General features: G+C 67.8%; 12 protein-coding genes. 2 read left to right on the plus strand and 10 right to left on the minus strand.

What is annotated here, in order from left to right; all coding sequences use genetic code 11:
• Positions 1–77: 77 nt before the first annotated feature.
• Positions 78–614 (minus strand): MarR family winged helix-turn-helix transcriptional regulator, encoded by a 537-nt coding sequence (locus tag BM144_RS13875; RefSeq protein WP_092953237.1) that lies wholly within the window; start codon positions 612–614, stop codon positions 78–80.
• Positions 615–780: 166 nt separating this feature from the next.
• On the opposite strand from BM144_RS13875, the gene recA reads away from it, so the two are divergent.
• Both recA and recX read left to right on the plus strand, forming a co-directional pair.
• Positions 781–1,851, plus strand: coding sequence for a recombinase RecA (gene recA, locus BM144_RS13880; RefSeq protein WP_092953239.1), 1,071 nt, complete (start codon positions 781–783; stop codon positions 1,849–1,851).
• Positions 1,852–1,931: 80 nt separating this feature from the next.
• Positions 1,932–2,432, plus strand: a complete 501-nt coding sequence (recX, locus tag BM144_RS13885) for a recombination regulator RecX (RefSeq protein ID WP_092953241.1) — start codon at positions 1,932–1,934, stop codon at positions 2,430–2,432.
• A 32-nt stretch (positions 2,433–2,464) separates the two neighbouring features.
• Here the strand turns inward: recX and BM144_RS13890 are convergent, their stop codons facing one another.
• The 9 genes from BM144_RS13890 to BM144_RS23145 all read right to left on the minus strand — a co-directional run bounded on the left by BM144_RS13890 (position 2,465) and on the right by BM144_RS23145 (position 14,925).
• Positions 2,465–4,876, minus strand: coding sequence for a DUF1631 family protein (locus tag BM144_RS13890; protein WP_092953243.1), 2,412 nt, complete (start codon positions 4,874–4,876; stop codon positions 2,465–2,467).
• 219 nt (positions 4,877–5,095) lie between these two features.
• Positions 5,096–6,049 (minus strand): protein translocase subunit SecF, encoded by a 954-nt coding sequence (gene secF / locus BM144_RS13895; protein WP_092953245.1) that lies wholly within the window; start codon positions 6,047–6,049, stop codon positions 5,096–5,098.
• A gap of 16 nt (positions 6,050–6,065) precedes the next feature.
• Positions 6,066–7,964: a protein translocase subunit SecD gene (gene secD, locus BM144_RS13900; protein ID WP_092953247.1), complete on the minus strand. Its 1,899-nt coding sequence runs from the start codon at positions 7,962–7,964 to the stop codon at positions 6,066–6,068.
• A 180-nt stretch (positions 7,965–8,144) separates the two neighbouring features.
• Entirely contained in the window at positions 8,145–8,480 is a 336-nt protein-coding gene (gene yajC / locus BM144_RS13905) for a preprotein translocase subunit YajC (RefSeq protein WP_092953249.1), read from the minus strand.
• 302 nt (positions 8,481–8,782) lie between these two features.
• Complete coding sequence (locus tag BM144_RS13910) at positions 8,783–9,634, minus strand: hypothetical protein (protein WP_092953251.1); 852 nt, start codon at positions 9,632–9,634, stop codon at positions 8,783–8,785.
• Positions 9,635–9,684: 50 nt separating this feature from the next.
• Complete coding sequence (locus BM144_RS13915) at positions 9,685–10,275, minus strand: hypothetical protein (protein WP_175526020.1); 591 nt, start codon at positions 10,273–10,275, stop codon at positions 9,685–9,687.
• 167 nt (positions 10,276–10,442) lie between these two features.
• Positions 10,443–10,991, minus strand: a complete 549-nt coding sequence (locus BM144_RS13920) for a hypothetical protein (protein WP_139225720.1) — start codon at positions 10,989–10,991, stop codon at positions 10,443–10,445.
• Between the two features lie 203 nt (positions 10,992–11,194).
• Entirely contained in the window at positions 11,195–14,770 is a 3,576-nt protein-coding gene (locus BM144_RS13925) for an indolepyruvate ferredoxin oxidoreductase family protein (RefSeq protein ID WP_092953255.1), read from the minus strand.
• Positions 14,770–14,925 (minus strand): hypothetical protein, encoded by a 156-nt coding sequence (locus BM144_RS23145; RefSeq protein WP_175526021.1) that lies wholly within the window; start codon positions 14,923–14,925, stop codon positions 14,770–14,772. Before BM144_RS23145 ends, BM144_RS13925 begins: the two co-directional genes overlap by 1 nt.
• Positions 14,926–15,016 lie beyond the last annotated feature (91 nt).

The following is a 15,016-nucleotide window of genomic DNA, read 5'->3' on the forward strand; positions in this document are numbered from 1 at the left end:
CTAGATGGCGGCGCATCCCGGCCCCGGTCACATTGCCGCCGCCCGGTCGCCGGCGGGCCGCGCGGCGGGCTGGTGCGTCAGTCCTTCGCCCCATCGGCGCCCGCATAGGCCTCCAGCCCCAGCACCACCACGGCGGCCACGGCATCGCCCACCTCCGCGCGGAACTCCTCCTCGGTGCGGGCCACCGCATCGCGGAAGGCCTGCAGCCACGCCAGGCCGGTCTCGGTGAAACGCACCCTGCGGGCGCGCGCGTCGCGCGGGTCGGGCTCGCGCACCACCAGCCCCCAGGCCTCGCACTGGTCCACCAGCGCGGCCATCGACTGCTTGGCCATGCCGGCGCGCTCGGCCAGGTCGGTGAGCCGGTCGCCCTGCAACGAGAGGTGGCGCGTGATGTGGATGTGGGCCGCGCTGATCTGGTCGCGCGCGGCCAGGTTGGACAGCGCCAGCGGCACCTGCACGTCGTGCGCCATGCGCTCCAGCACGCGCGCATCGAACCGCCGCATGGCATGCCCCAGCAGGCGCCCCAGGTGGGTGAGCCGCCAGGCATCGCCCTGCGTGGACAGGGAGGCGGGAACCGATGGAGCAACAGGGCGCGCAGCAGGCAGGGATGGCATCCGTACATTGTCAGCCAAACTGACCAAAAACGGCATTGTTCACGATGTATGCCGCCCCTACACTACTGGTCAAGCATCCAGCCTGTGGTTGATGACAGTCACCCCGCAGCCCCAGGCCCCACGGACGCACCGATCCGTTTTCCCCCTTCATTCCAGGAGTTTCCCCATGGACGCACCCGTCAAGAACAACGCCGCCGCCACCGAAAAAGCCAAGGCGCTGCAGGCCGCCCTCGCCCAGATCGAAAAGCAGTTCGGCAAGGGCACCATCATGCGCCTGGGCGAAGGCGAGGCCATCGAGGACATCCAGGTCGTCTCCACCGGCTCGCTGGGCCTGGACGTCGCCCTGGGCGTGGGTGGCCTGCCGCGCGGCCGCGTGATCGAAATTTACGGCCCGGAATCGTCCGGCAAGACCACGCTCACGCTGCAGGTCATCGCCGAGATGCAGAAGCAGAACGGCACCTGCGCCTTCGTCGATGCCGAGCACGCGCTGGACATCCAGTACGCCCAGAAGCTCGGCGTGCACGTGCCCGACCTGCTCATCAGCCAGCCCGACACCGGCGAGCAGGCCCTGGAGATCGTGGACAGCCTCGTGCGCTCGGGCGCCGTGGACCTGATCGTCATCGACTCGGTCGCCGCGCTGACCCCGAAGGCCGAAATCGAAGGCGAGATGGGCGACGCCCTGCCGGGCCTGCAGGCCCGGCTGATGAGCCAGGCGCTGCGCAAGCTCACGGCCACCATCAAGAAGACCAATTGCATGGTCATCTTCATCAACCAGATCCGCATGAAGATCGGCGTGATGTTCGGCAGCCCCGAAACCACCACCGGCGGCAATGCGCTGAAGTTCTACGCCTCCGTGCGCCTGGACATCCGCCGCACCGGCACCATCAAGAAGGGCGACGAGGCCATCGGCAACGAGACCAAGGTGAAGGTGGTGAAGAACAAGGTGAGCCCGCCCTTCAAGACGGCCGAGTTCGACATCCTCTTCGGCGAGGGCATCAGCCGCGAGGGCGAGATCATCGACATGGGCGTGAACGCGCGCATCCTCGACAAGAGCGGCGCCTGGTATGCCTACAACGGCGAGAAGATCGGCCAGGGCCGCGACAACGCGCGTGAATTCCTGCGCGAGAACGCCGACCTCGCCCGCGAGATCGAGAACCGGGTGCGCGAAGGCCTGGGCGTGTCGCTGCTGCCACCGGCAGCGCCCGGTGCCGCACCCAGCGCCGGCGAAGAGGCCTGAAGCCCGTCCCCCGGGGCACCGGCCGGCCCGCCGCCCATGGCGGGTGTGGGCAGCCGGCGCCCCCGGTTTCCGCTTCGACGATGCGCAACGCGACCTCCACCTCCTCCACCCTGTCCCTGAAGGGCCGTGCGCTGCGCCTGCTGGCGCAGCGCGAGCATTCGCGCCCCGAGCTGGAGGCCAAGCTCGCGCGGCACGTCCAGGAAGGCGACGACCTGCGCGCCGTGCTCGACGAACTCCAGGCCAAGGACTTCATCAACCCGGGCCGCGTGGCCGAATCGGTCGTGCACCGCCGGGCCGCCAGGCTGGGCACCCAGCGCGTGGTGCAGGAGTTGCGCGCCAAGGGCCTGGACGATGCCCTCGTGCGCGAGACGGCCGAGCGCCTGCGCGGCAGCGAACAGGCGCGCGCCCTGGCGGTCTGGCGCCAGCGCTTCGGCACCCCGCCCGCCACACCGCAGGAGCGGGCCCGCCAGATGCGCTTTCTCGCGGCGCGCGGGTTTCCGGGCGAGATCGTGCGGCGCGTGGTCGGCGGCAAGGCGGCGCAAGACGAGGACGGGGCCGCGCCGGACAGCGCGTTCGACTGACCGACTGAAGGGGTGGATGGACCGCAGCGCGCCTAGCCCAGGAGCCGCTCGGGATTGGCGTCGATCTTGGCGAGCGCCTCGCGCGTGGCGCGCAGGGTGAGGGCTTCCTCTTCCTGCGGCACGAGCAGGCCGGCCTGCAGGTAGGCGGCCATGCGCTTGACCTGCAGTAGGTAGCTGCTGCCGTCCGGCGCCGCGAAGAGATGGAGCTGCCGGCGCTCGCTGTGCCAGGCGTACTGCACCTGCGCCGAGGCGCCGTTGTGGTCCAGCGTGAACCACGCGCCGATCTGCAGCTCGCGCGCCCAGGCCACCATGGCCTCTTCGACCGGCGCGCCGTTGTCGGCCACCACGTGGATGGCCGACGCATCGATGCCCAGCATCATTTCGAGGTAATCGGCATCGAGCGGGATCTCGCCGAGCGTCGCGTCGCTCATGAAATCCTCCAGATGGCCCAGCCGCTTGGCCATCGCATCGATGTGGGCCTGGGGGATGGACGCCGTCTTGGACAGGAACGCGTCGGCGAGCGTGTCGGTGAGGATCTTGATGTGCGCATCCTGCGGCGCGCCCACCACGCCCAGCATCCCCAGGCCCTGGCGCAGGCACTGCAGCAGCCCCGGCAGGCTCTGGATGACCTGCGCGCGGTCGGCGCGCTGCGGCTTGGCGCTCGCAGCCCACACCAGGTCGGTGGCCGCGCGCTTGAAGGCGATGGTGTCGGCGTGCTGCGCGCCGCTGCGCACGGCCGAGAGGGCCAGCACCTCCGCCCAGGTGCGGAACAGGAAGCTGCGGATCTCGTCGCGCACCGGCATGTCCTTGAGCAGGTTGCGCAGCTCGATGGTGTACTGGATCGCCATCGTCTCCTTCTGCTCGACCTGCTGGGCCACGCTCACGATGCGCGAGGTGGCCTGCGGGGCCGTGAGGTACCTGGAGAGGAAGGCCTCGAATTCGCCCAGCACGAGCTGGAACACGCGCTGGCCGGTCTCGGGGTATTGCTCGATCACCTGGACCACGCGGCGGATCTCGGACTCCAGCGCGCTGCCCTGGATGGCGGCGGTGTCGAAGCCCAGCACGACCCCGCCCATGCGGTCGATGAGCTGGCGCGCCGGGTGCGCGACGTCGCTGAAGAACTCGGGCTCGGCCAGCGCCACGCGCAGCACGGGCACCTGCAGCCGCGCGAACCACACGCGCACGGCGGGCGGAATGCGGTCTTCGCTCAGGATGCTCTGGAACATCAGCGCGACCACTTCGATGATCGCCTTCTCGCCCGGCGTGGCGGCCTTGGCCTTGAGTTCGGCCGAGCGCTCGCGCACGGCGCCCACCACCCGCACCACCGCCGCGGGGCTGTAGTAGTCCTGCACCAGCGTGGCCACGTCGCTGCGGTAGAAGCTGTCGGCCTCCAGCCGCTGCTCGGCCAGGGCCTGTGAAAGCGCTGCCGAGGCCGGGGCCACCGGGGCCGCGCCCGCGGCACCGGAGCCGCCGCCATCGAATGCGCCGTTCGCGACGCGCCCCGAGCCGGAGACGGCGAAGGCCGCGATCGCCGGCTGAACGAGCAGGCGGCGCAACTGGCCCATCACGCCCTGAGCGCGCTGCCGTGCGCGCCCCAGCGGGGTGCCGCCGTAGCCCGTGGCATGCGCCCCGGGAAAGCCCGGCGGCATGGCCAGGCGCGTGGTCGCTCCGGCGGCTGCGCCGGGCGGCATCTGCCACTGGGCAGCCGCTGCACCCGGGGGCTGCATGCCGCCTCCCGGGCCGGTGGGAGCGCCCAGCCCGGCCTGCACCGTCGTTCCGCCAGCCGTGCGGCGCACGCGCGAACGCAGGTCGTTGTCGGGGCGCACGCCCTGTTCCGTGAAGAACGCCAACAGCGCGTTGTACTGCGCCTGCACCAGCGTGCCCAGGCCGCGCTGCAGGGGGCCGATCAGGGCCTGCAGGTCGGAGCGCAGCAGGCCGCATGCGACCCACGGGTCCACGAGGCGCAGCGCCAAGGTTTCGGGGCGCAGGATGTCCTGCTCGCCGAGGTCTTCGCCTTCGAGGTGCTGCACATGCTGGCGCACCGCGTCGAAAGCTGCGGACGTCTGCTCCATGACCGACTGGCCGATGCGCAGGGCGACGATCCGGTTCTCGACCACGTCGTCGCTCACCAGCTCCAGGCCGGCGAGCGAAGGGCCCGCCGCAAGGGCCGCGCTGCGTGTGCTGACGAGGGGGGCGAGCGCTTCGCGCAGGGCGCGGGTGGCGCCGGCGACCCAGGCGGCATGGAATTGCTGGTAGCGCATCCACAGGTCGCGGCGGTCCTGCATTTCGCGCTGGGTGGCCGTCTGGCCCATGAGCTGGGCGGTGAAATCCTGCAGCCCGCCGTCCAGGCCGGGAAGGCCCGCGCACAGCCCTTCGATGAAACGCTGCCGGCCGTGCCGTGCCAGGCGCCGGGCGTTCGAGAGGGAAGTGGACGGAGTCTCCATACGCCGCGGATTATGAGTGCGCGCCAGCGTTCCAGGGATATGCATTTCCGCGCATACCGGACGTGCAATCCGCGGCACGGAATCCTTGGTCCCGCGCGTGCCGGAGCACGGGATGCGGCGCCGGCCGGCCGCCCGGCGGAGTGCCTGCAAGGCACCCTGCCGGCGGCACCGGCGGCCGGGGCTGACCGGTCATGCCGAGGGCGCCCGGGGATGGAGCGGTCAGACCGCGGCGCCGGCGTTCGGGTCGTTGGGGTCGCCCTCCTTGCGGGGAGGGGCCTTCACGAGATCCTCGCGCTTGATGCCGAGCCACATCGCGATGGCGGCGGCCACGAACACCGAGGAATAGATGCCGAACAGGATGCCGATGGTCAGGGCCAGCGCGAAGTAGTGCAGGCTCGGGCCGCCGAAGAAGAACATCGACAGCACCATCGCCTCGGTCGAGGCGTGGGTGATGATGGTGCGGCTCATCGTGCTGGTGATGGCGTGGTCGATGACCTCGTGCGTGGTCATCTTGCGGTACTTGCGGAACGCCTCGCGGATCCGGTCGAAGATCACCACGGATTCGTTCACCGAGTAGCCCAGCACGGCCAGCACGCCGGCCAGCACGGCGAGCGAGAACTCCCACTGGAAGAACGCGAAGAAGCCCAGGATGATGACCACGTCGTGCAGGTTGGCGATGATGGCTGCGACGCCGAACTTCCATTCGAAGCGGAACGCCAGGTACACCACGATCCCGATCACCACCATGGCCAGCGCCATGAGGCCCCCGTGCACGAGTTCCTCGCCCACCTGCGGTCCCACGAACTCGGTGCGGCGCAGCGTGACGCCGGCATCCTGCGCCTTGAGCGCGCCGATCACCTGCTCGCTCTGCTGGGCGGATGTCACGCCCTTCTGCACGGGCAGGCGGATCATCACGTCGCGCGAGGTGCCGAAGTTCTGCACGATCACGTCGGTGTAGCCCAGGCCCGATACCGCCTCCCGCACTTTGCCGATGTCGGCGGTCTCGGTGTAGGCCACCTCCATCACGGTGCCGCCCGTGAACTCGACCGACAGGTGCAGGCCGCGCGTGACCAGGAAGAACACGGCCAGCGCGAAGGTGATGAAGGAGATCGCGTTGAAGACCAACGCGTGCTTCATGAAGGGGATGTCTTTTTTGATGCGGAAAAACTCCATGGCGAGTCCTCCTCCTTCAGTTCGTCTTGGCAGGCACGGACGGCGCTGCCGGGGTGTCGGGGCCCGGCTTCCAGACCTGGCCGATGGACACGCTCTTGAGCTTCTTCTTGCGGCCGTACCAGAGGTTCACGAGCCCGCGCGAGAAGAACACGGCCGAGAACATGCTGGTCAGGATGCCGATGCAATGCACCACGGCGAAGCCGCGCACCGGGCCCGAACCGAAGGCCAGCAGCGCCAGGCCGGCGATGAGCGTGGTCACGTTGGAGTCCAGGATGGTCGCCCACGCGCGCTCATAGCCCGCGTGGATGGCCGCCTGCGGGGCGACGCCCGCGCGCAGTTCCTCGCGGATACGCTCGTTGATCAGCACGTTGGAGTCGATCGCCACGCCCAGCGCGAGCGCCATGGCCGCGATGCCGGGCAGCGTCAGCGTGGCCTGCAGCATCGAGAGCGCGGCCATCAGCATGAGCACGTTCACCGACAGGGCGATCGTGGAGAACACGCCGAACAGCGCGTAGTAGATGCACATGAACACCGAGATGGCGACGAAGCCCCAGACCACGCTGTGGATGCCGCGCTGGATGTTGTCGGCGCCCAGGCTCGGGCCGATGGTGAATTCCTCGATGATCTCCATCGGCGCGGCCAGCGAGCCGGCACGCAGCAGCAGCGACGTGTCGTTGGCTTCTGCGGTGGTCATGCGGCCGGAGATCTGCACGCGGCCGCCGCCGATCTCGGAGCGGATCACGGGGGCCGTCACCACTTCGCCCTTGCCCTTCTCGAAGAGCACGATGGCCATGCGCTTGCCGATGTTCTCGCGCGTGATGTCCTTGAAGATGCGCGTGCCCTTGGCGTCGAGCGTCAGGTTGACGGTGGGCTCCTGCGTCTGCCCGTCGAAGCCGGGCTGCGCGTCGGTGAGGTTCTCGCCCGTCAGCACGACCTGCTTCTTGACGATGATCGTCTGGCCGTTGCGGTCAGGGTACTTCTCGCTGCCGAACGGCACGGCGCCCGCACCGCGCTCGGCGCCGCGCGCCTCGGTGCTCTCGTCCACCATGCGCACCTCGAGGGTGGCGGTGCGGCCCAGGATGTCCTTGGCCTTGGCGGTGTCCTGCACGCCGGGCAGCTGCACCACGATGCGGTCGGTGCCCTGCTGCTGGATCACGGGCTCGGCCACGCCGAGTTCGTTGATCCGGTTGTGCAGCGTGGTCATGTTCTGCTTGAGCGCCTGGTCCTGCACCTTGCGCAGCGCCTCGGGCTTGATGGTGGCCCGCACGCGGACGCCTTCGCCATCGGGGCTCGCGGTGGCCACGAGGTCGGGGAACTGGTCGGCGATCAGGTTGCGCGTGGCCGTGGCGGTGGCCTCGTCGCGCAGTCGCACCTCGATGGCCTGGCCTTCGCGGTTGATGCCGCTGTGGCGGATGTTGCGGTCGCGCATGAAGGTGCGCAGATCGCCCGCGAAGGACTCGGCCTTCTTGGAGAGCGCCGCCTGCATGTCCACCTGGAGCATGAAGTGCACGCCGCCGCGCAGGTCCAGCCCCAGGTACACCGGCTGCGCGCGCAGCGCCGTGAGCCACGACGGAGAGCGCGAGACGAGGTTCAGCGCCACGATGTACTGCGGATCGGCCGCGTCGGGCACGAGCGCCTTCTGGATCGCGTCCTTGGCCTTGAGCTGGGTGTCGGGCGTGTCGAAGCGCGCGCGCACCGAGTTGCCGTCGAAGCTCACCGCATCGGTGGCGATGCCCGCGCTCTGGAGCACCTCTTCCACGCGCCGCTGCAGGGACGCATCGATCTTGAGCGTGGACTTGGCCGAGGAGACCTGCACCGCAGGCGCCTCGCCGAACATATTGGGCAGGGAATACAGGATGCCCACGAGCAGCACGATCACGAGGATCGCGTACTTCCAGACCGGGTAACGGTTCATGATCGCGCTCTTATCTCAGTTAACCACGGCGTGCCGCACCACCGGCGGCGCCTGAAATCGGCGCGGCGCAGGCCAGCCGACGCCGTGCAAAGGCCGCCCCCGCCGCGCCGGCGTCGTCCCCCTCCCCGCGCGCAGCGCGAGAGCAAGGGGAAACGGCGCAGCCGCTCAGGGGGTTGCCCCTCATTTCACGGTGCCCTTGGGCAGGACCTGGGAGACGGCGCTGCGCTGGATCTGCACTTCCACGTTCGGTGCGATCTCGATGTGCAGGAAGCCTTCGGACAGGCGCGAGACCTTGCCGACGATGCCGCCGGCCGTGGCCACTTCGTCGCCCTTGGCGATCGCCTCGATCATGGCGCGGTGCTCCTTCTGGCGCTTCATCTGGGGCCGGATCATGATGAAGTACAGCACCACGAACATCAGCACCAGCGGCAGCATGCCCGTGAGCGAGGACATCATGTCGCCGCCAGCGGGCGCGGCGGCCGGGGCGGTCTGGGCGAAAGCGGAAGAGATAAACACGGCAACAGGCTCCGTTGGAAAGGATGGTCGTTGGAATGCGGCCGATCGGACCGATCGGGGCCGGGACGCGGCGCCCCCCGGAGGGCAACAGGCGATTGTATGCGGCGCCCTCCAGGGGGCAGGCACCATAACCCGCGCGCCGTTGGGTTATGGGGGCGGCGGTGCCGGGGCGGGTGCCGGGGGTTGGATTCACGTTGGAATCGTGCCCATGCCGGCGTTTTTGCTGGGTTTTTAGCTTTTGAAAATATAGCAAACAGCAAGCCACTACAGATCTTCAGCCCCGGCCCGGTGCCGAGCAGGCCTCAGCGGCCGGGAATGCGATAGCGCTTGTGGGTGTAGAAGGTGTTACCGCCGAGGGTCTTGAACTCTACAAATTCAGGCGATGGCGACCGGCTGCCCTTCGTTCTCCACGCAAAAAGTCCCGTGGGACTGGGATCGGGGCGCAGCGGCTCTGTCGCCGTGGAGAGTGCAGCTTCATAAAACGCTGCGTATTTCTCCTGCCATCCATTGGTGGCATCGTTGAGGATGGCCATCCGGGCCTCGATCATCTTTTGCTTTTCTTTGTCAATTTGAGGGTAATGCTCAAAACCCTCGAATTGCACACTGCCCCGGTCGCTCGCGGTCACGATGCCCCGAATGTCCCGCGCACCGGCTGCCATGAACTCCTTGGTACTGCCGGAGTCGAGTCGGTTCGCGATCACGCGGCGCATCATGCGCATGGCTTCCCTTGCATCTTCCGAACTGCTGATTCCAGTGAAAGCCCATTCCTGAGGAGCCGGCACCTCCACCAGAAAAAGCCGCACCAACAGCCCGGCATCCGAGCCGGGGTCCGGCAGGCTCACTGCCTTCTTCACCGTCACACTCACCAGCGCCGGAGTGATCGTCAGCGCAGAGTCTCTCGCGCCACGTTCCGATTTCATCATCAGCTTGGCGCTGCCAGCGCTGCGTGCAGTGACCGCGAAGGCCCAGGAATCCGCCCGGCTGTTGTGTGTTGAACCCGTGACCTCCAGCACGTTCGGGTAGTCGCTCACCGCCACTAGCGTGTAACGCTTGTCGATCGCTTCGAGCTTGACCCGCAACACATTGCCCGCGACCAGGGTGATGGATGCAGGGACCGGCTTGTTATGTACATATTTCAGGATGGCATTGGGCATCTGAAGCAGGAATCCCTCTTGGAAAAAAGTAATTCTTGTGTTTTCGGGGATTACCGCGTCGGCACGGCCCTGAACGCGGGAATGCGTACGCTAGTGCCCACACGCTTGCATTGAGCAAACATGTGGTCGACCCAAGGACGGCCCACCAGAAAAGTGCTGGTCCCCACGTCCTCATCCGTTGGAACCACGCCTGTCTTGAGATTGATCCTGCCCGTGGCGTAAGCCAGCGCCTGTCCTTCGGTCACAGGATCAAGCGCTGGATCCGGGCGATAACTTTGCCCGTGCCGGACGACATTGATCCTCTGGATGGTCGCCCCTTCACGCCAGATCATCCACAGCAGACTCTCGCCCTTTTCATCGCCTGGTCCCGGATCGAGCGACTGCTGCACAAAGCAGAAATTGTTCGGCTGAAGCGAACTTTCCCTTGTTGCCAGATAGGAGCGCAGCGTTTCCCGCCCAGGCACACGCCGGGGGTCGGGCCGGGAGAACGCAGGGTCGATGGCGGGATAGGGGGTGCGTGCCGGCGCGGATGCCGCCTGCGCGGCTGGTTCGGGGGTTGCTGCAGCCGCTGCAGGAAATGCGGCTGCCAGGGCGAACGCCAGTGCGAGGGTGGCGCGGGCACGTCGTGGAACGGTAGACATGGTTCGGGGTCTCCTCCGGAAGGCCCCGGACTATAAAACCGAAGCGGTGTCCCATGGGCCAACTCATCAGTTATCTAACGCCCATGCCGCCGGCTTCACTGAAGAGTTAGCTATCTTTTCAGGAGTAATTTCCTAGCGAAGCGAAGAGGGCTCGAACGCCGAAATACTTATCTTGGTGCCCACGCGCTGGCACTGGGCCAACATCCGATCGACCCAAGGCGGCCCACCAGAAAAGTGCTGCTCCCTACGTCCTCGTCGTTTGGAACCACGTCTGTCTCGAGATGGATCCTGCCCGTGGCATATGCCAGCGCATGGCCCCGCGTGACCGGATCCAGCGTGGACCGGTAACGCCCACCCCGTGGCACCACATTGACTTTTTGGATGGATGCGCCTTCGTGCCAGATCATCCACAGTACGCTGGCGCCTTTGTCGTCGGGCAGTTGGGAATCCGTGCGCTGCTGCACGAAACAGAACGTATTGGCCTGCTGGAAGCTCTCCAACTCCACCAGATAGGTGCGCAGCGTTCCCTGGCTGGGCACACGCCAAGGATCGGGTCGGGAGAACGCAGGGTCGATGGCGGGATAGGGTGTGCGCGCCGCAACGGATACCGCCTGATCGGCAGGCGCGACAGCGGTGCCTGCCGCCGCAGCGAATCCAATTGCCAGGGCCGACACCGCGACGAGGCAGGCACAGCCAGTTCGGGAAATGACGCCCATACAGCGCGCTCCTTCAAAGGAGCGGCACTATACGGTCCGCGCGGCGCCCGCCAGCGTCATCTGGCCTGCTTTTCCCCCATGCCGCCGATTCCATTACAAAGTTTGCTACAGATTTAGTAGCAAATACTCTGCTCGGCCGACCCGACCACCCGGCCCGCGGCTTGCCGCGGGCTGCATGCAGCAACCGCCCCCTCGCCGCCCCCTCACGCGCACTGCCGCAGCCCCTTCTCGGCCGGCGCGGCGCGCCAGCGGGCCATGAGCTGGGTCCACTGCGTGCGGGCCGTGCCCAGGTGGCGCTCCTTCACGTGGCCGTAGCCGCGGATTTGCTCGGGGATGCGGGCGATGTCCGCGGCCAGCGGCAGGTTCTCGGCCGTGAGGCCGGTGAGCAGCTCTTCGATGCAGGCGCGGTATTCGCGGATCAGCGCGCGCTCGGTGCGGCGCTCCTCGGTGCGGCCGAACGGGTCGAGCGCCGTGCCGCGCAGGCCCTTCAGCTTCGCGAGCAGGCCGAAGGCCTTGCGCATCCAGGGACCGTAGGCCTGCTTGACCAGTTCGCCGCGCTCGTTCTTCTTCGCGGTGAGCGGCGGGGCGAGGTGGTGCACGACGCGGTAGTCGCCCTCGAACATGCCGGCGATCTTGTCGGTGAAGGCGCGGTCGGTGTGCAGGCGCGCGACCTCGTATTCGTCCTTGTACGCCATGAGCTTGAACAGGTAGCGCGCCACGGCTTCCGAGAGCCGCGTGCCGGTGGCGACGCGTGCCTCGGCCGCCTGCACCTTCTCGACGAAGGCGCGGTATTCGGCGGCATAGGCGGCGTTCTGGTAGCCGGTGAGGAATTCCTCGCGCCGCGCGATGACCTCGGCGAGCCCCGGCTTCTTCACGAACTGGATGACCTGCGCGGTCTGGAACAGCGCGCGCACCGCGGCCAGGTCGTGCGCGCAGCGGCGGCCCCATTCGAACGCGGCCTTGTTGTTGTCCACCTGCACGCCGTTGAGTTCCATCGCGCGCATGAGCGCGGCGAGCGACAGCGGCACGCGGCCCTTCTGCCACGCGTAGCCGAGCATCAGCGGGTTGGTGTAGATGCTGTCGCCCAGCAATTGCACGGCGACCTCCTCGGCATCGAAGCTGCCCAGCAGTTCGTCGCCCACGGCCGAGGCGATGGCCGTGTCGCAGTGCTGGCCGGGGAACTGCCAGTCGGGGTTGTGCACGAAGGACGCCGTGGGCGATCCATGGTTGTTCAGCGCCACGAAGGTGCGGCCCGGCTGCATGGCGGCCATCGTGGTCTTGAGCGAGGCGACGATGGAGTCGCAGCCGATGATGAGGTCGGCCTTGGCCGTGTCCACCTTGGTCGTGTAGATGGCTTCGGGCCGGTTGGCGATCTGCACGTGGCTCCAGGTGGCGCCGCCCTTCTGCGCCAGGCCCGCCGCGTCCTGCGTGATGACGCCCTTGCCCTCCAGGTGCGCGGCCATGCCGAGCAGCGAGCCGATGGTGATCACGCCCGTGCCGCCCACGCCCGCCACCACGATGCCCCAGGCCTGCTCGGCCACCGGCAGCACCGGTTCCGGCAACGGCGGCAGCGCGGAGAGGTCGCCCTTCTTTTCCTTCTTGGGCTTCTTGAGCGTGCCGCCCTCGACGGTCACGAAGCTCGGGCAGAAGCCCTTCACGCACGAATAGTCCTTGTTGCAGGTGCTCTGGTTGATGCGGCGCTTGCGGCCGAATTCGGTCTCCAGCGGCTCCACCGACAGGCAGTTGGACTGCACGGAGCAGTCGCCGCAGCCTTCGCAGACCAGTTCGTTGATGACCACGGTCTTGTCGGGCGTGGCGAGCGTGCCGCGCTTCCTGCGGCGGCGCTTCTCGGTGGCGCAGGTCTGGTCGTAGATGATGGCAGTGCAGCCGGGGATCTCGCGGAACTCGCGCTGGATGCGGTCCAGCTCGTCGCGGTGGTGCACGGTCACGCCCTCGGCCAGCGCCACGCCGTCGTACTTGGCCGGCTCGTCGGTCACGATGACCAGCTTGGCGATGCCCTCGGCCTTGAGGCTGGCCATGATCTGCAGCACCGAGTGGCCCTCGGGCCGCTCGCCCACCTGCTGGCCGCCGGTCATCGCCACGGCGTCGTTGTAGAGCACCTTGTACGTGATGTTGGTGCCCGCCGCGATGCTCTGCCGGATGGCGAGCAGTCCGCTGTGGAAATACGTGCCGTCGCCCAGATTGGCGAACACGTGCTTTTCGGTGGTGAAGGGCTGCTGGCCCACCCAGGTCACGCCCTCGCCGCCCATCTGCGTGAAGGTGGAGGTGTTGCGGCCCGGCATCCAGTTGACCATGTAGTGGCAGCCGATGCCGGCGACCGCGCGCGAGCCTTCGGGCACGCGGGTGCTGGTGTTGTGCGGGCAGCCGCTGCAGAACCACGGCGTGCGGTCGCCCGTGTCGGTGGCGGTCGCGGCGAGCGAGCGCTCGCGCGCATCGATCACCGTGAGGCGGGCGTCCATGCGGGCCACCACGTCTTCGGGCACGCCGAGCTTCTTGAGCCGCTTGGCGATGGCGCGCGCGATGATCGCCGGGGTGAGGTCGGCCTTCGGGCGCAGCAGCCAGTTCTGGCTCGGGTTGGCCATGGACCACTCGCCGCCGGAGTTGTCGCCTTCCACTTCGTCGAACTTGCCCAGCACGTTGGGGCGCACGTCGGCGCGCCAGTTGTAGAGCTCTTCCTTGAGCTGGTATTCGATGACCTGGCGCTTTTCCTCCACCACCAGGATCTCCTGCAGCCCCTGCGCGAAATCGCGCGTGATCGTGGCCTCCAGCGGCCAGACCACGTTCACCTTGTGCAGCCGGATGCCGAGGCGGCGGCAGGCATCGTCATCGAGGCCCAGGTCGATGAGGGCCTGGCGCGTGTCGTTGTAGGCCTTGCCGCTCGCGATGATGCCGAAGCGGTCCTGCGGGCCCTGGATCACGTTGTAGTTGAGCCGGTTGGCGCGGATGTACGCCAGGGCCGCGTACCACTTGTAGTCCATGAGCCGCGCTTCCTGCTCCAGCGGCGCGTCGGGCCAGCGGATGTGCAGGCCGCCGGGCGGCATCGCGAAATCCTCGGGCAGCACGATGTTCACGCGGTCGGGGTCCACCGAGATGCTGCTGGACGACTCCACCACCTCCTGGATCGTCTTCATGCCCGACCACACGCCCGAGAAGCGGCTCATGGCGAACGCGTGCAGGCCCATGTCCAGGATGTCCTGCACACTGGACGGAAAGAACACCGGCAGGCCGCAGGCCTTGAAGATGTGGTCGCTCTGGTGCGGCGCGGTGCTGCTCTTGCTGATGTGGTCGTCGCCCGCAATGGCGATCACGCCGCCGTGCCTGGCCGTGCCGGCCATGTTGGCGTGCTTGAACACGTCGGAGCAGCGGTCCACGCCCGGGCCCTTGCCGTACCAGATGCCGAAGACGCCGTCGTACTTGCGTTTTTCGGGATAGAGGTCGAGCTGCTGCGTGCCCCAGACGGCCGTGGCGCCCAGCTCCTCGTTCACGCCGGGCTGGAACACCACGTGGTTCTGCGCCAGGTGCTTGCGGGCAGCCCACAGGGCCTGGTCATAGCCGCCGAGCGGCGAGCCGCGGTAACCGCTGATGAAGCCTGCAGTGTTGAGCCCCGCCATCGCATCGCGCTGGCGCTGCAGCATGGGCAGGCGCACGAGGGCCTGCACGCCGCTCATGAACGCCCGGCCCTCGGGCAGCGAGTATTTGTCGTCGAGCGTGACCGTTTCGAGGGCGCGGCGAATATGTTCAGGCAGCGGGGCGTTCATCACACACCTCCTTCGCACACACGCTCGACGCCAAATCCACAGCGTGCGGCGTTGCCGCCCGCCACGTAATTGTGTTGCAACCCGCGTTGCGGGTTGTCGTCGAGCGTGACCGTTTCGAGGGCGCGGCGAATATGTTCAGGCAGCGGGGCGTTCATGAATGTCTCTCCATCATCGTGAGGGATGCCGCGGCCTCGTGGGCGCGGTCAGGGCAGCGCGCCCGGTGGGGCGGTCTTTGCATGCCAGTGT

The organism is Paracidovorax konjaci (genome assembly GCF_900112675.1).
GTDB lineage: Bacteria > Pseudomonadota > Gammaproteobacteria > Burkholderiales > Burkholderiaceae_C > Paracidovorax > Paracidovorax konjaci.